This window comes from Hyphomicrobiales bacterium (assembly GCA_016125495.1).
Classification (GTDB): Bacteria; Pseudomonadota; Alphaproteobacteria; order Rhizobiales; family RI-29; genus RI-29.
The window spans coordinates 25,217-41,000 of sequence record WGLQ01000005.1; the positions used below are offsets into that span (position 1 = coordinate 25,217).

Below are 15,784 nucleotides of genomic sequence, written 5' to 3' on the forward strand. Positions count from 1 at the left end.
CAGGGGCGACGGGTGAGCCGATCGGGCTTTTCCGGGCGCAGGTGTTTGCAACCCGCTTTCGTGTGGCCTTCATCGCGCAATACCAGTGTGGCGGCGAATTGTGGCCGGCGTTCCGAGTAGGACGTGGAAAAGTTCCCACCCCCTACATGTCCCGCACCACCCTGACGCCGATACCGTTGTCGGCGGTTTTCTCGTCGACTTCGCGGCGGGCGGCGGAGCGCAGGTCGGCGGCGTCCGAATACCAGGCGCCGCCCTTCACGATGCGCGTCGGGCAGGTGTAGCCGACGCTGAGGGCATTGCCGTTCTGCGGGGCGAGCGACATCGGATCGTACCAGCAGTCCTCGACCCATTCCGCGACGTTGCCGTGCATGTCGAGGACGTCGAAGGAATTCGGGCCGTAGGAGCCGACGCCGCGCGAGCCGGGGGCGATGCCGAGTTCGGCGCGCGAGGCAAAATGGGCCGAAGTGTTCAACAGCTCGGGGCCGGGCGCATAGGCGGTCTCGGAGCCGGCGCGGGCCGCATACTCCCACTCGGACGCCGAGGGCAGTCGGTAGGCGCGACCGGTGCGCTCGCTGAGCCAGGCGACGTAGTGCTTGGCATCCAGCCGCGAAAGGCAGACAGCCGGGTGGCTCGGGGTCTGGAGGTAGCCCGGCTCGGTCACGTCGACAGCCGAGATGGAGGCGTCGCCCGAACGGCATTCCTTGCTCGGAACGTAGCCCGTCGCGGTCATGAAGGCCTGGTACTGAGCGAGCGTGATCTCCGTTCTCGAGATCGCGAAGGGCTTCTTGAAGGTGATCGCGAGCTGCGGGCCCTCATAGGGCTGGCGAGCCGGTTCGTGCTCGGGAGAGCCGAGCTGGACGGTACCGGGCGGGAGCACCACCATTTCCGGGCAGACGTCGCAATCGGTCAGGCGCTGGCCGATCACGCGCGGGTCGATCTCTGTCGGCTTGTCGCGGTAGGTGAAGGTCGTGTCGCCCTGCGGGAGGCCGCCCTGGCCACCGTTGCCGGGGGCCGGAGCCGGAGCAGCACCGCCGCCACCACCACCGCCTGCGCCCCCGCCCGCGCCGCCACCGCCACCACCGCCGCCACCGGACTGGTTGGCCGGGCCACCGCCGCCGCCGCCGCCACCCGCGCCGCCGTTCTGGGCCTGCTCGGCCGGCTTCTGGTTGGCGGCGACCTGGACGGGCGTCCAATCATAGGGGTCGTAGGTGAAGATGAGACCGGCAATGAAGCCGACGAACATAAGACCCAGAACGCCGACCGAGGCCTTGGGATATTTCTTCAGGGTGCCGGTCTCGAGGCCGAGTAGGACGGCTCCCATGATCACGAAAAAGCCGATCCCGGCAAAGCTCCAGAACAGCATGCGTGCATCCCACCCGGCTGCCCACTCCGGCCATGGCTGGCCGGGCGGCTTGGTCGTCATCGGGGGGCAGGATGGCACGAGGCGGTAACCATTCGGTTTCCAGCGTGCAGATCGTCAGCCGGCGGACGCGCGCGGTTCGTGACGGGCAAAGAACGCGGTGACGGCCTGCTTGTGGGTGCGATCGCCGACCGACTTCATGTGATCGCGGCCGACGATATCGAAGTGCTCGGCACCGGGGATGAGGTCGGCGAGGCCCTTTGCCGGGCCGCCGATGGGATCGTCCGTGCCGACCGCCACGAGCGTTGGAACGCGCAGCGCGCCGACCATCTCGGCGGTGATCCTCGCGCGCGCCGAGAGAATGCACGCCGCGAGCGCCCGAAGGTCGCTGCCGGTCGAGACCGCGAAGTCGCGAAAGCTCCTGGCGGTCGGATGGGTCACTTCGGCCGGGTCCTCGGCGAGGAAGGCGTGTGCGATGGCGCGGGCGCCGGGCAGTCCGAGGACCATGTTGGCGCCGAGGCCGGAAAAGACCACCGAGGCGACCCGCTCGGGGTGCTCGAGGGCGAGGAACGCGGCGATCCGGGCGCCCATCGAGAACCCCTGGACGTGGGCCCGTTCGATCCCGAGGTGTTCGAGGAGGCGGAACGCGTCGTCCGCGAAGATCGGCGCGCCATAGAGTGTTTCGTCGTAGAGCTTGTCGGAGCGGCCATGGCCGCGAACGTCGAAGGCGATCACCCGGTGACCTGCCTGCCGAAGATGACGGACCCAGCTGGTGTCGACCCAGTTGACCCGGTAGTTCGAGGCGAAACCGTGGATCAGGAGCACGGGCAGGCGCTCGGGCGCGGCATCCCGGTCCGCCGGGGCGTCGAGATAGGCGATTTCGACGCCGGCCGAAGAAAAGCTCGCTTCGATGCCGTTCATGCAACGCTCCCTGGCGAACCAGCGGTCATCGGCCCTGCGACCGGCCCCTGGCGTAAGGTCTCTCTACCAATTCGTGCCGGTCGTCGATATGGTCGCCGGCGTCGGAATGGATCGAGACGAGGCGGCAAGATGGCCGGACACGGCACAACTCCACACTTCTGCAACGACCTCGGCGTCGAGCGCATCTCGATCGGCGTCCGGGAATTCCAGTGCATGGGCGCGCGCCCGCCTCACGATCACCCGCACGTCTTCCTCGATATGGGCAGCGACAACCAGATCATCTGCCCCTACTGTTCGACCCTCTACGTACACGAGGCGAGATTGGCACCGGATCAAAGCGATCCGCCGACCTGCCTGCACACGGGCCATATCCGCTGAGGCGGCTCGCCGGTGCGCCCGATCGGTGTCCTGTGGACAGTGGAGAAGTCGGTAGACCTCGAGGCCAGGGCGCCGGGCCGGCGGTTGATGACGGTCAGCGATGAGCGGGACGGGTGAGCGACCGGTCTTGATCGCGGGGGCGGGGATCGCGGGGCTCGCGACGGCCCTCGCGCTCGCCCGGCGCGGCATGGTGTCGTCTCTCCTCGAGCGGTCGGCCAAGCTCAGCGAGGCCGGCGCCGGCATCCAGCTCGGACCCAATGCGACGCGGATCCTCGGACAATTGGGCCTCGGCGAGAGGCTGGCGGCCGTCAGCGCGGAGCCGAGGGCCATCGTGGTGCGCGATGGCCATGGCGCGGGTGCGCTGCTCTCGCGTATTCCGATCGGTAGTGAGATGCGGCGGCGGTTCGGCGCGCCCTATCTCGTCCTCCACCGCGCCGCGCTCCAGGGGCTGCTGGTCGATGCCGTCGGGGCCGAGCCCATGATCCGCCTCGAACTCGGCAAGCGCGTCACGGGGTGGCGCCTGCGTGAGACCGGTGCCGTCGGCCGGAACGAGGTCGAGGCCGAGGTCGAGGAAGGGGATGCGGCGGACGGCGGTCGGCCGGGGTGGATCGCCAAGCGCGCCGGTTGCGGGCTGGTCGTGGCGGACGGCATCTGGTCGCGGCTGCGAAAGGAGGTGCTCGGCGGGGACGCACGCCCGCCTCGGCTCGCGGGCAAGTCCGCGTCGCGCGCCCTGATCGCACCCGCCGACTTGCCGAGTTCGATCGCCGCCGACGAGGTGGGGCTGTGGCTGCTGGCGCATGCGCACGTCGTCCACTATCCCGTGACGCCCGGCGGAGCCGTCAACGTGGTGGTCGTTCTCGACGAAGGGATCGTCGAGCGGGGTGATGGAACCGCGCATCATCTGCCCTGGGAGCGTGATGTCGCCGAGGAGGCTCTGGCGGGTGCGCTCAGCGGGGCGGCGCGGCCGCTGCGCGAACTCGTCGAGGCCGGTCGCGGCTGGCGCTGCTGGCCGCTCGCGGTGATGCACGCGCCGCACGTCTGGGCGCGCGACGGGGCGGTGCTCGTGGGGGACGCGGCGCATCCCGTGCTGCCGTTCCTTGCCCAAGGCGGTGGGTTGGCGATCGAGGATGCCTCCGTGCTGGCCGAGGAACTGGCGCACGAGGCCGAAGGGGGCGGCGGGCTCGACGCCGAGCGGTTCATGGCCGCCGCGCGGCGCTATCAGGCCCGGCGGGTTTCGCGGGCGCGGCGCCTGCAGGGGGCCTCGATCCGAAACGGACGCATCTACCATCTTTCGGGCGTGGCCCGGCTCGTGCGCAATGCCGCCATGCGGGCGCTGCCGGCGAGGGCGCTGCTCGCGCCCTACGGCTGGATCTACGGGTATGTCCGCTGAGCCGGTCTGGCCAACCGCAAGGCGTGGTGGTGGGTACGGCGTGGTTCGCAGCGACCGCGGTCAGCTGCGCAATGCTTCCCCGGTATCGCTGACGTCGCCGATGTCGTCGATCAGTGCCTCGACGCGGCGACGAGGTGGCGTCGACATTTCGAGCTGGTAGGCCAGGAACCAGAGTACGATCACGCCGCCGCCCCAGAAGATGATCTGCCAGGCCCAGATCGACGGCAGACCCAGTACCCAGGTCGAGGCATCGTTCGGGTCGCCGAGGATCGCATTGCCGGTGACGAGCCCGGGACCGATCGCGAAAAACATCCACAGCACGGTCAGCACCCAGCCGGCGGGGATCAGCGCCCGGCGCTCGGTGGGCAGGTTCGCATGCGCGCGCAGGAAGCCGTGGAAGCGCATGCGATGCTCGGTCGCCTCGCGGCTCTGCGTCAGCGCGGAGAACACGACGGCGACAAGGAGGTTGGCCGCGAGGCCCCAGAGTGCCGAGTGGATGGTGAACGGCCAGCGACCCCAGGGCAGCGCATACCCCAAGGCGGCGGCAATCTGACCGCCGAGCTTTTCGGTGAGCACGACCGCGACGATGCCGGCGATCAACCCCATCGTGATGCCGGTGCGGGTCAGCCATGGAACATAGCAGACGGCGATCAGCGCCGGCCACATCTGGACACCGAGCGCGATGGCGATGCCGCCGAGCAAGACGAGCGCGTCGCTGGTCAGGAGCGCGGCGGCGGTCGCCACGACCAGTACGATCAGCACCATCAGCCGTGCGATCCCACGCTGCAGGCCATGGCTGGCCGAGGGCACGACGAAGTGCTTGACGAGGTCGCGCGTCAGCAAACCCGAAAGGGTCGAGAGGTAGACCGCTCCGGTAGATTGCATCGCGGCGATGGCGGCGAGCGCCAGGAGGCCGGCGAGCCAGGGCATGCCGACGGAGAACGCGGTGATGAGCGAGGGCACGAGCAGACCCTGCTCGCCGGGCGCAATCGGATCGAGCCGGTTGGACACGAGGCCGTCGGCCTCTGGCGCCGCGTTCATGATGGCATCGGCGCCGAGCAGATGGCCGCCGATGCCCTGGATGGCGGCGGCAACGAACAGCACGATGCCGATCACGAAGGCCGATGCCCAGACCTGCTGAGAGGCGAACGGAGCAGGGTCGCGGCTGGCGAATGCCCACATCGTGAAGATCGGGGTCGCCTGGATGCCCAGCATCGCGATCATGTACGAGAAAATCATCATGGCGGTCCAGGGTCCGCCTTCCGCAGCCGGGCCGCTCGTGACGAGCTGGATCACTCCGGGCACCGCGAGGTAGTGGGAGTGACCATCCGGCGTGCGCACGGGGTCGAGTTCGCCGATGAGGGCGATGCCACGCTTCAAGGCATCGAAGCCGCCGATCGCCTCGAGAGTCATGTAGCCGAGGGTGATCATGCCGGCGACCAGCAACAGCCCCTGGAGGGTCGCGACGGCAGCAACAGCCCGCAGGCCCCCGATGGCGACGTAGACGAGAACGCCGGCCGCGAGGGCGAGGATCGCGAAATCGGCCGGGATCTCGCCCGCGCTCACGTATTGCACGAGTTGGCCCGAGACCTGGAACTGAAGCGCGATCAGCGGCACCGAGAACATGATCGCAACGAGCACGACCAGGAGCCGCACAGCGTCCCCACGGAAGTAGGAAGCGAACATCTCGCCCGGCGTCACGAAGCCGAAGCGCTTGCCGATCATCCACTGACGCTTGAGGAAAAGGACGCCGGTGAGCGGTATGACGATCGCATAGAACGAGGTGTAGGCGTACTGGAAGCCGTCGGCGTAGATGAGGCCCGGGTGGCCGAGGAAGGTGGCGCCCGAAAAGGAGGTCGCCGTCGCCGCGACCACGAAGATCCAGAACGGGACCGAACGACCGGCAATGAGATAGTCGGTCGCCGAGCGAGCCGAGAGAGCGCCGCGAAACGCCAGGACAACGCAGCACAGCCAGTACGCGGCGACGCAAGCGATCAGCCAGAAAACCTTGTCGTCCATGGTCGTGCCCGAGCCTCCAACGAGCGTGCGCAGCCACCGAGCGCCAGCGTCGGCCAAGCCCACGGCAGACGCATGGCGGCCTCGCGGTACGTCGAAATCCTTTAGAAACAATCGGCTGGCGCGTAAATGGTCAATAGCGCACGGCACGCAAGCTTAACCCGGTCGCACGTCGGCCCCGACCTTGGCGCCGCGCGAAGCACACCTCGGCAAGGATGCCGCCACCATACGACGCCGGATGGAGCCGGGCCCGACGCGAACGAGCCGCCGTCGGCGAACAGTCCCGACGGCGGCTCCACCCCGCTCATGCATGCCAAAGGCCCTCTTGGCCGGGTGGTTCTAGCAGATCTCCTGGGACGTGGAAGTCGCGGCCGGTGTGCCGATGACGATTGAGGAATAAATTGTGTTGTTCGAGTTGCCGGGGGATGCCGGTCGTCCCCGGGCCGGGCATCCGATGCGCTGAGAACTTGACTTCGGCCATGGGGGAGTGACTGCGGGCGCAACGGCATGGATTGCCAACAGTTCCCGTCGCGGCCCTCGGCGGTTCGTCAAGCGTGGCCTTGTCGATGCGCCTTCGAGCGGGAGACGGTCCCCAGGTCGCCGTGTCGAATGTTCGCCGGATGTCCCGAGTGGCAATGTGACGAATGAGCGACAGCTAAGCGGAAAATATCGCCTTGTGGATCCCGGCCGCCTCTGGATATCTCGGACGCGGACCCGGCATGCGGGGGGGGACTCGTTGCGCGTTGCGGGGCGACCGGCGCTCTGCGGCCGGTCAGCCGCCACCTGCTCCGGCTGTCCCCGTCGAGGGTGGCAGCGGGGCGTTGCCCGGAGTGAAACTTCCGCTCGTGCCATCCGGTGTCACCGCGCCCTGGCGCGGCGCCAGATCCTCGTAGTGGATGCTCGGCTGGGTCCAAGGGCCCTTCAGCATCAGGACCGATGGATCGGCGCGCGTTGCGGCGCTCGCTGCCGTGTCGAGTTCGTCGACGTCGATGCGCATGTAGAGGCGCTGCTGGGCGAGATTGACCGAACCATCGACGATCAGTGTGCCACTGCCGGTCTCGAGCCGGACGCGGTCGCAGAAGGCGTTGCCACCTCGCAGCGTGAAGTTGGCCTCGAGTTGGTCGAACTCCGTCCGGTTGCCCGCGCTCGGCGGCCAGCCGTGCAGCGTGCCCTGACGGGCCAGGGTCGCGAGCCCGGCGAGATCCATCGCAAGACTGCCGCCGTCCGGAATGGTCAACGCCAGGCCGCCAGCGAGGTTCTCGAGCAACTCGCCGGGTGAGCCTCCACTCGACTTGAGGTGCAACTGGGCGCTACCCACCCCGCGCAAAGCGGCGAGGTCGGAAAAGGGGGCCAAGAGGCGGTCGATCTCGACCGTCGTCGCCTCGCTCCGCAATTGCAGGTGGAAGGTCTGCGGTGCGCCGTTCGCGCCGGGAGCATCGAGGGTCAACTCGATCTGGCCGTTGAGCATCCCGCCCGCGACAGCCGATTCGGCGGCATCCGCAAGGAGCCGCCCCTGGCGGAGCGTCACGGACAGGGCCGTGCGCCCTAGTTCGAGTGTGCCGGCGTCGATCTGCTCGGCCGAGAGGCGCAAATCGGCGTCGAGGTTGTGCATCGCTTGCTCGAGAAGGTGGGCAAGCTCCGTCGTCCACGCCGAGGGGGCCGGGGTCGCGCCGTCCGCGGCGACCAGAGCATCGGTCAGCTCGAGGCGCGTGAACGCGAGCGTGGCATCGATGTTCGGCTGCTGGCCGGAGAGATCGATGGACAGAAAGCCCTGCGCCATGCTCTGGCCGTAGCGCAACGTCGTGTCCTCGATCGCCGCCTTGCCGCCGCCGTAGGTCAGATCGCCGGCGAGTGAAAGGCCGCGAAACGGCGTGGCGCGAAGCGGGCCTCCCAGCAGAGCCGCAAAGGGCGAGCCGGCGGCGATTTCCAGTTTGAGGCGGCCTGCGGCCCTGGGCCCTGCGCCAAGCCGCACATCGCCCGAAAAGCGCAGTCCGAGGCCGCCGCCTTCGAGCGTCACACTGGCGGGGCGGGTGGCGGCCGCATCGTTCGCCGGGGGAAGGCGGGCGTCGAGGGAGAGGGCCCCGGGGGCGCCTGCGACATTGAAGGTGGCGCGGGCCGTGACCTCGTCGTCGGAGCCGTGCGAAAACTCGAGGTTGACGCCTTGGAGCGTCATCGAGCGGTTGCCGCGCACGATCTCGACCGTGCCATCCTCGATCAGCACCGAGCGAAAACCGGGCCCGGCGCCTGCCTCGAGCAGTCGCCGCAGCATTGGCTCGAGGGCGGACAGGTCCGGCTCGTCGGGCAGCGCAATGCTCAGCCGTGGGGAGACGAGGTGCAAGCGCTCGCCGGAGAGGGCGCCGAGAACCGCAGTGGCGGCGGCAGGCACCCTGCTGGCCTCGATGATCTCAGATGCGGCATGCACACCCGATGCGACCAGGATGGCCGCCGCGAAACCGGTCGTCCATCGCGCCAGGGACACAGGGTTCAGCACTTCGAGCCGCCTCCCATCCGCACCCCCGCGCTCAAGGCGCTCCACGTCGGTCGCGACGTGACCGGTTCAAGTTCCATCCCGTCCCCGGTCCCATGTCCGCACTGCGTGCCGCATGCGAACCGCATCGCAGCGATAGGATCCGCCGTCCATGCAGCAGGCCTGCTCGACGCCAGGCCATGCCAGTTGCGTGAGCGTCCCGCTTGGCCAGTAGCCATCCGTGCGATTTGGCGTCTATAGAGCCAAAACTGTGACCGTTTGAGTGCGGAGGCAATGCCATGTCGAACCCCCTTTGGCAACCCGCCGACAGGGCTCAAAAGGAGGCGAACCTCGCTCGGTTCATGGCATGGGCCGGCGATCGGCACGGGCGCGACTTCGTGGATTGCGAGGCGCTTCATGCCTGGTCGGTCGCTGACACCGCCGCGTTCTGGGAAGCGGTCTGGGACTTCACGGGCGTCGTCGGCGACAAGGGGGCCGGGCCATTCCTGGTCGATGCCGCGAAGATGCCGGGGGCGCGCTTCTTTCCGAACGCCAGACTGAATTTCGCCGAGAACCTGTTTCGGCATGGTGGCGAGGCCGATGCGCTGGTCTTCTGGGGTGAGGACAAGGTCAAGCGCCGCATGGGTTGGGGGGAACTCAACAGGCAGGCGGCGCGCTTCCAGGGCCTGCTCGCCGAACACGCCGTCGACCAGGGGGCTCGCGTTGCCGCCATCATGCCGAACATGCCGGAGGCCGTCTCGGCCATGCTCGGGGCGGCGGCGAGCGGCTGCATCTGGTCGTCGTGCTCGCCGGATTTCGGGGTCAAGGGCGTGCTCGACCGTTTCGGGCAGATCGAGCCCGAGGTGCTGGTCGCCTGCGATGCCTACGTCTACAACGGCAAGATTTTCCCGATGGGGGCCAAGCTCGGCGAGATTGTGGCGGCGCTCCCCAGCCTCAAGCTCGTGGTGATCGTGCCCTACATGGGAGAGGCCGTGCCGGGCGGGGATGGCGAACTGGCGGGGCTCGACAAGGCGGTCCACTGGGGACGGGCGGTCGATGCGCGCGGCGAGGAGGTGCCGACGTTCAGGCGCCTGGAATTCTCGCACCCCCTCTATATTCTTTTCTCCTCCGGCACGACGGGCGTTCCGAAATGCATCGTCCACTCCGCGGGTGGAACGCTCCTCCAGCACAAGAAGGAGCACGTGCTGCATTGCGACCTGCGGCAGGGCGACAGGCTGTTCTATTTCTCCACGTGCGGCTGGATGATGTGGAACTGGCTCGTCTCCGGGCTGGCGAGCGGGGCAACGCTGCTGCTCTTCGACGGCTCTCCCTTCGCGCCGGGGCCGAACATTCTCTTCGATTATGCCGACGCCGAGCGCATGACGTTCTTCGGCACGTCCGCAAAGTACATCGACAGCCTCAAGAAGGCCGAGGTGCGACCCGCCGCGACGCACGACCTTTCGAGCGTACGCGCGATCGCCTCGACCGGCTCGCCGCTCGTTGCCGAGAGCTTCGACTACGTCTACGAGGCGATCAAACGCGACGTGCATCTCGCGTCGGTGTCCGGCGGCACCGACATCGTTTCGTGCTTCGTCATCGGCAATCCGCTGAAACCCGTCTGGCGCGGCGAGATCCAGGGCCCGGGCCTCGGTATGGACATCGACGTGGTCGATGAAGAGGCCCGTCACATGGCACGCGGCAAGGGCGAACTCGTCTGCCGCAATGCATTTCCGTCCATGCCGATCGGATTCTGGGGCGACCCGGACGGGGCGAAATACCGGGCGGCCTATTTCGAGCGATTTCCAGGCCTCTGGCACCATGGCGATTTCGCCGAGTGGACCGAACACGGGGGCATGATCATCCATGGCAGATCGGACGCGACTCTCAATCCCGGGGGCGTGCGCATCGGAACGGCGGAGATTTATCGCCAGGTCGAGCAGCTCGGAGAGATCGTCGAGGCCATCGTGATCGGGCAGGACTGGGACGGCGACGTCCGGGTCGTGCTGTTCGTACGCCTCGCCGAGGGGGTCTCGCTCGATGCCGATCTCGAGCGGCGCATCCGCCAGCGCATCCGGGACGGCGCTTCGCCGCGTCATGTGCCGAGCAAGATCGTCGCCGTCCGTGACATCCCGCGCACCAAGTCGGGCAAGATCACGGAACTCGCGGTGCGCGACATCGTGCACGGCAAGGAGATCAAAAACCGCGAGGCGCTTGCGAACCCCGAGGCGCTCGAACTCTTTCGTGACATCCCCGAACTCGGGCGTCCCTGAGCGGAGGGCGTACCCGATCGGCCGCGGTCATGGCCGCAAGACGCGGGGCGCCCGCACCGTCTCGCCTCGCCCCCGCGTGCCGCTGGCGCAAGGGGTCAGGACCCTCCCGTCCTACCTTTGGCGTCCCTTGTATGGGAGGCGTCGGTGGGTCTGCTCGCGATCTTAATGATGAGGAAAACAAAAATCGCGAGTGTGACGACGAGCACCAGTACGAGACCCCACAGCGCGATGGCCGCGAGCGGATCGGTGTCGAGGAGGGCGATGAGGTCCATGGACATCTCCGAATTGGCTGGAGCCTGCCGACCGGCCCGGCAGCCGGCCGCGGCTCGACCATCTTCCTGTCGGTCGCAAGGCACATTGATCCCGATCAAGAGACGGGCGAACGGTTCTCAGCTGTTGGACCAACCCAGCAGCCGATCCCGCCAGACCAAGCCTTCGCGCGTCGTGCCGCGCGGGCGGTATTCGCAGCCGACCCAACCCCGATAGTCCATGTCGTCGAGGGCGGTGAGGACGGCGCGATAGTCGACCTCGCCCTGGTCGGGCTCGCCGCGATCGGGAACGGCTGCAATCTGGACGTGGCCGATCAGGTCACGCCAGTCGGCGAGCCCGGTGAGGATATCGCCGGCGATGATCTGGCGGTGGTAGACGTCGAACTGCAGACGAACCGAAGGCTCGTCGATCTCGGCGATCAGCGCGCGGGCATCGGTGAAGTCGCTGAGGAAATATCCCGGCATGTCGCGGCGGTTGATGGGCTCGATCATCAGCTCGATGCCGCGCTCGGCCAGACGGCGCGCGGCGGAGCGCACATTCGCCACATAACAATCCCACGCCCGCTGGTCGCGCGGATCGCCGAGCCCGGCCATGACATGGATGCGTTCAACTTTCGTCGCCTCGGCATAGGTGATGGCGCGGTCGATGGAACGCTCGAAGCGGGGTTCTGCTCCGGGCAGGCAGGCGAGACCGCGTTCGCCCGCTGCCCAGTCGCCGGGGTCGGCATTGAAGAGGGCCAGTGTCAGCCCCGAGCGTGCCATCGCCTCGGCGATCCGCTCGGGTGGCTCGGCGTAGGGGAACTGGCATTCGACGGCCGCAAAGCCAGCGGCGGCCGCCGCCGCGAAACGCTCGAGGAACGGGCGTTCCTCAAAGAGCATGGTGATGTTGGCGGCAAGACGGGGCACGGCGGCACTCGCGGATGATCTCAGGGTGTCTCGTCGCTGCCCTCACGCCGACCGCATCGGAATGCGCACGACGATGTCGAGGTGCTGCGGGCCGCTGGTCTCGAGCTTCAAATGGACACCGCACTGGGCCGCGAGATCCTCGGCGATACGGTAGGTTGCGGGAATGCTGGCGCGCGGCGATTCGAACACGATCACGGCGCCGCTCGGTTGCGCGGAGACCCGGAGATCCGCGTAGGTGATCGCGCCGGCGCTCGTGCGGGTCGGGCCGGCGCTCAAGGTCACGCGGCCTTCGGGGCCGGCGGCATCGACGCTGCGATCGATGCAGGCGATCAGGATCTGGCGGAGCAGCAGCGGCAGGATGTCCGGCTCGGCGGGGGTGGCGATCGCGCCGCGCACGAGCCGGACGCGGCGCAGTTCGGCGCGTCCACGCGAGCAGCGCAGCGCATCGTCGGCGATCCGCCGCAGGCTCTGCGCCTGGGGGGCGGTGCTGGTGACGGGCGGGCGGGCGGGATGCCTCGGCTGGCGGCCGGTGGCGGGCGAGCGCGTCGGTGCCGGCTGCGCGACGTGCCGGCCAGTGGCGTTGGATATGCTCCCGTCGGCCAAGCTTGACAGGATTCCTGGTCTCTTCGCTTTGCCGAATGGGGCGCCTCCCGTGGCGGGGGCGAGTTCGTCGGCGACGGCATGGGTACGGGGTGGCGCGGCACCACGATGCTCGCCCGCATCCAGTTCTTCCGCCAGCAGCATCACCTTGCCGCCGGGGATGAGGCGCGCGCCGCAACGCAGGCGCGTACCTTCACCGCCGAGTTCCGTGGTGCGCACCGCGGCCCGACCGGCAAGCTGGCGCGCGGCATCGGCGAGCGCGCGCAACCAGCCATCCGCCCAATCCGATTGCCCGCTCGAAAAGAGCGCGCGCCAAGCGTCGTTGGCCAGTTCGCAACCCGCCTCGCCGTAGACCGCCGCGGCAATGGGCAGCGGCAAGAGGTATTCGGTGAGGTCGGAAGCGTCGGTGATCTGCTGCGTTGCGGGCGGCTTTGCCGCAAGCGCTGCCGGCTCCGCCGCGTGCTCCCCCCGTGCAGTCGGATTGGCGGGTGCTTCCGCGAGGGGGGCGGGCAACACCTCCCGTTGCGGTCGGTCGGTCTGACGCTGCAACTCGGCGTTTCGGTGGGTCGCCGGGCGAGCGAGGATCGCTCCGGCTGGCGGCCGCCAGGGACTGGCGCGACGGATCGGGGCGGGACGGACCGTCGGGAGCGGGGGGACGGGCGTCAGACCGGCACGCGGACGTGTCAGGCCGGTTCGCGCCACCGTCTTCGCGGAGGTGCCGTTCACACGCGCGGGTGGCGAGACACTCCGCGATTGCCGGTCCGCGGCATCGCCGGTGACGCGATCGCAAGGGGCCTCGGGACTGGGCTCGGATTCACGATCGGCGCCGGTTCGGGCATTGCGCCGCGCGGCTCTGCGCAACAGGCGGTGAAGGGCGGCGCGGGGGCCAGTGCGTGGGGTTTCGCGAGGGGCGTTCCCGACAGGGTCCGTGCCCGGCGCAACGGGGCGTGGGGCTGCATCGGAGGGGGCCAGCGAACCGCGCGTGGGGGTGGGTGCGGCCTTGCGTGCGGCTCCGGTGTTGCTCGCCGCCTCACGGATCTGGCGCGCGATCGCGGCCATGGCGGCGGCATCGGCGTCTTCCTGGCCCGCGCCGTCCTCAGAGCCCAATGAGCGGGCCGGTCCGGTCGCAGGGGGGGGCGTGGCGACGTCGTCGGACCGCCGCCCCGTTTGGCCACCGCGGCTCTCGGCTCCAGGCGGAAAGGGTATGAGCACGAGGGGGCGTGCCGGGGCCGCTGGCTGCGCATCCAGGGCGAGCGTACCGGCCACGGGATCGACGGTGACACCGGCCGCGGCAGGATCGTCGTCCGCCGGTTCTCCTGCGGGCTGCGGTCGCGGTATGGTCCGCCCCGACGGCTCGCTGGCGAGTACGAGAACGGCCCGGCTCGCGTCGGCGAGGCGGATGGGACGAACACTGGCCAGGAAAGCGATCGCGCCGCGCGGGCGCCAGAAGACGAGGCGCTGGGGCAGGCGCAGCCCACTGCGGGTCGCGGCGGCCGCTTCGAGGGCGGCGAGCGCGGGGGTCGCGCGGTCGATCCCGGCGGGCCAGCGCTCGTCCGCCCGCAGGCCCAGAAGGCGGGTGGCGGCGGCATTGCCCCAGACCAACTCGCCGCGATCGAGCGAGACGATGAAGGCGGCGGCAGGGGACGCCGCCAGCCGCTCGATGTCGTTCTCACTCAATTCCAGCGGTTGTTCGCTCACGCTCGAACCGTCCACGTCGTGCACCTGTCTGCCAGCCGGGCCGGCCGGACGATGCGCCGGCGATGCCTCACCCGGGCCGGTATGGCCCGCCCGGTCGGCCGTCGCGTTCCTCGCCCGCATTGGGCAACCTCTTGCGCGACGACACGAACATGCTTTCCGCTTAGTGGAAACGATGCGAAAATGACAGTCTTAACGCGTGGAGGTGAGACGATGCCGAGCCCCGAGCATTTCCAGATCCCCGACACGGTCCGCGAACTGGCGGAGCGGAACCTGGAGCAGGCCCGAAATGCCTACGATCAGATGATGGAGGTCGCGCGCCAGGCCCAGCAGCTCATGCAGCAATCTCAAGACGCGGTCTCCAATGGCGCCCTCGAAGTCCAGCACAGGGCCGTGACGTTCGCCGAGGAGAACATGCGCGAGAGTTTCGATCATGCGATGCAGCTGGCGCGGGCAAGTGACATGCACAGTGCGCTGCAATTGCAGCAACAGTTCGCGCAGTCGCAGGTCGCACGGTGCGCCGAACAGACGCGGGAGATGACGCAGATGATGCTCGAGGTCGCCCGCAAGATGCAGGGTGGACGCTAGTTCGATTGCGGATCGGGCCAATGCATGGCCCGTGGGGGCATGTTCTCTGGCCGGGCCCTGGTTTGATGGGGAAGCGGCTGGTCTTGCCAACGGTGCGCCGGCTTGCGTACGCCAAGGCGCACCGGGCCGCTGTTCGGGCAAAACCGCTGTGTGTCATACCAGTGTGCACCTAGGCGTGGACGGCGCGCGCGTGACGCGCTATATGCGCCTTCTCCGGGCCGCCGTCGTGGTGGCCACTTGGCGGTCGTCGCGACGCGTGGCCGCCATGATGTCGGTGATCCGACCCGAGTGCCGCCTTAGCTCAGCTGGTTAGAGCGCTAGATTGTGGATCTAGAGGTCCCCCGTTCGAGCCGGGGAGGCGGTACCAATAAAACCAAGAGCTTAGAAGATGGCCCTGGCACGTCGCAAAATCGCCAAGTAACGCCTAGGGAACATGCTTCGGGGTCAATTTTCTTGACCGAGCGTGCCGGACGCCATCATGTGGACGCCCGAAGCCACCAATTGACAGGTGGTGAGATCGATCGTCCTCTTGCGCGTCATCGTCATTCACGCTGGTGGCGCGTGAGGGGCACGGCTTGGCCAGTGGCCAGCGGCTCGGAGCCATCGAGGTCTTCGCACTTTCCCGGGTCGTCCCGGCCGGTGGCGGCGCAGGTGACCAGTCCAGCGCTCTTTGCGGCCTATCGTGCTTGGCGCGCGAGTTCCGGCTTCGTGCCTCTGCGGGAAGGCGCGTTCACCGCTTCATTCGAGACACTGGCCCGAGAGGCCGGCACACTTCTTCTTCCAATTTAAGTACGTCGCATGGCTGATCCCCGCCTTCCGGCAGATCTCCTCGACACATGTGCCCGGCTTCACACTGCCGGATGACGAACGCCTCCTGTGCTTCCATCAACTTCGATGTGATCGTGGTCTTCCCTCTTCTCCCCA

General features: G+C 68.4%; 11 protein-coding genes, 1 tRNA gene and 1 pseudogene. 6 read left to right on the top strand and 7 right to left on the bottom strand.

The features are described 5' to 3' along the window. Window positions 1–142: 142 nt before the first annotated feature. Complete coding sequence (locus tag GC150_04815) at window positions 143–925, bottom strand: SUMF1/EgtB/PvdO family nonheme iron enzyme (protein ID MBI1384213.1); 783 nt, start codon at window positions 923–925, stop codon at window positions 143–145. Window positions 926–968: 43 nt separating this feature from the next. Between GC150_04815 and GC150_04820 the strand changes: the two genes are divergently transcribed. Then, window positions 969–1,199, top strand: coding sequence for a hypothetical protein (locus GC150_04820; protein ID MBI1384214.1), 231 nt, complete (start codon window positions 969–971; stop codon window positions 1,197–1,199). A 278-nt stretch (window positions 1,200–1,477) separates the two neighbouring features. On the opposite strand, the gene GC150_04825 is transcribed toward GC150_04820, so the two are convergent. After that, complete coding sequence (locus GC150_04825) at window positions 1,478–2,281, bottom strand: alpha/beta fold hydrolase (protein ID MBI1384215.1); 804 nt, start codon at window positions 2,279–2,281, stop codon at window positions 1,478–1,480. A 129-nt stretch (window positions 2,282–2,410) separates the two neighbouring features. On the opposite strand from GC150_04825, the gene GC150_04830 reads away from it, so the two are divergent. Together GC150_04830 and GC150_04835 are read left to right on the top strand one after the other, a co-directional pair. Continuing rightward, window positions 2,411–2,659: a zinc-finger domain-containing protein gene (locus GC150_04830; GenBank protein ID MBI1384216.1), complete on the top strand. Its 249-nt coding sequence runs from the start codon at window positions 2,411–2,413 to the stop codon at window positions 2,657–2,659. A gap of 100 nt (window positions 2,660–2,759) precedes the next feature. Then, complete coding sequence (locus GC150_04835; GenBank protein ID MBI1384217.1) at window positions 2,760–4,049, top strand: hypothetical protein; 1,290 nt, start codon at window positions 2,760–2,762, stop codon at window positions 4,047–4,049. Window positions 4,050–4,109: 60 nt separating this feature from the next. Here the strand turns inward: GC150_04835 and GC150_04840 are convergent, their stop codons facing one another. Both GC150_04840 and GC150_04845 read right to left on the bottom strand, forming a co-directional pair. Then, window positions 4,110–6,068, bottom strand: a complete 1,959-nt coding sequence (locus GC150_04840; GenBank protein ID MBI1384218.1) for a sodium:solute symporter family protein — start codon at window positions 6,066–6,068, stop codon at window positions 4,110–4,112. A 769-nt stretch (window positions 6,069–6,837) separates the two neighbouring features. Next, a complete protein-coding gene (locus tag GC150_04845; protein ID MBI1384219.1) occupies window positions 6,838–8,556 on the bottom strand; it encodes an AsmA family protein in 1,719 nt (572 codons plus the stop codon). A 275-nt stretch (window positions 8,557–8,831) separates the two neighbouring features. Here GC150_04845 and GC150_04850 point away from each other — a divergent pair, with 275 nt between their 5' ends. Continuing rightward, window positions 8,832–10,802 carry an acetoacetate--CoA ligase gene (locus GC150_04850; GenBank protein ID MBI1384220.1) on the top strand — a complete coding sequence of 657 codons (1,971 nt, stop codon included), beginning with the start codon at window positions 8,832–8,834 and terminating at the stop codon, window positions 10,800–10,802. Between the two features lie 389 nt (window positions 10,803–11,191). Here the strand turns inward: GC150_04850 and GC150_04855 are convergent, their stop codons facing one another. After that, a complete protein-coding gene (locus GC150_04855; protein ID MBI1384221.1) occupies window positions 11,192–11,977 on the bottom strand; it encodes a TIM barrel protein in 786 nt (261 codons plus the stop codon). A gap of 42 nt (window positions 11,978–12,019) precedes the next feature. After that, window positions 12,020–14,275 carry a hypothetical protein gene (locus GC150_04860; protein MBI1384222.1) on the bottom strand — a complete coding sequence of 752 codons (2,256 nt, stop codon included), beginning with the start codon at window positions 14,273–14,275 and terminating at the stop codon, window positions 12,020–12,022. Window positions 14,276–14,326: 51 nt separating this feature from the next. On the opposite strand from GC150_04860, the gene GC150_04865 reads away from it, so the two are divergent. Together GC150_04865 and GC150_04870 are read left to right on the top strand one after the other, a co-directional pair. Continuing rightward, window positions 14,327–14,860, top strand: a complete 534-nt coding sequence (locus tag GC150_04865; GenBank protein MBI1384223.1) for a hypothetical protein — start codon at window positions 14,327–14,329, stop codon at window positions 14,858–14,860. Between the two features lie 290 nt (window positions 14,861–15,150). Then, window positions 15,151–15,227, top strand: a tRNA-His gene (locus GC150_04870). A 392-nt stretch (window positions 15,228–15,619) separates the two neighbouring features. Here the strand turns inward: GC150_04870 and GC150_04875 are convergent. Further along, window positions 15,620–15,746 (bottom strand): annotated as a pseudogene (locus tag GC150_04875) (transposase). Between the last annotated feature and the right edge of the window lie 38 nt (window positions 15,747–15,784).

What these genes read in the sequence shown, in the direction of transcription:
- GC150_04830 (MBI1384216.1), top strand. Translation starts at nt 2,411, where the DNA reads ATGGCCGGACACGGCACAACTCCACACTTCTGCAACGACCTCGGCGTC.
- GC150_04865 (MBI1384223.1), top strand. Translation starts at nt 14,327, where the DNA reads ATGCGCCGGCGATGCCTCACCCGGGCCGGTATGGCCCGCCCGGTCGGC.
- GC150_04835 (MBI1384217.1), top strand. Translation starts at nt 2,760, where the DNA reads ATGAGCGGGACGGGTGAGCGACCGGTCTTGATCGCGGGGGCGGGGATC.
- GC150_04840 (MBI1384218.1), bottom strand. Translation starts at nt 6,068, where the DNA reads ATGGACGACAAGGTTTTCTGGCTGATCGCTTGCGTCGCCGCGTACTGG.
- GC150_04850 (MBI1384220.1), top strand. Translation starts at nt 8,832, where the DNA reads ATGTCGAACCCCCTTTGGCAACCCGCCGACAGGGCTCAAAAGGAGGCG.
- GC150_04825 (MBI1384215.1), bottom strand. Translation starts at nt 2,281, where the DNA reads ATGAACGGCATCGAAGCGAGCTTTTCTTCGGCCGGCGTCGAAATCGCC.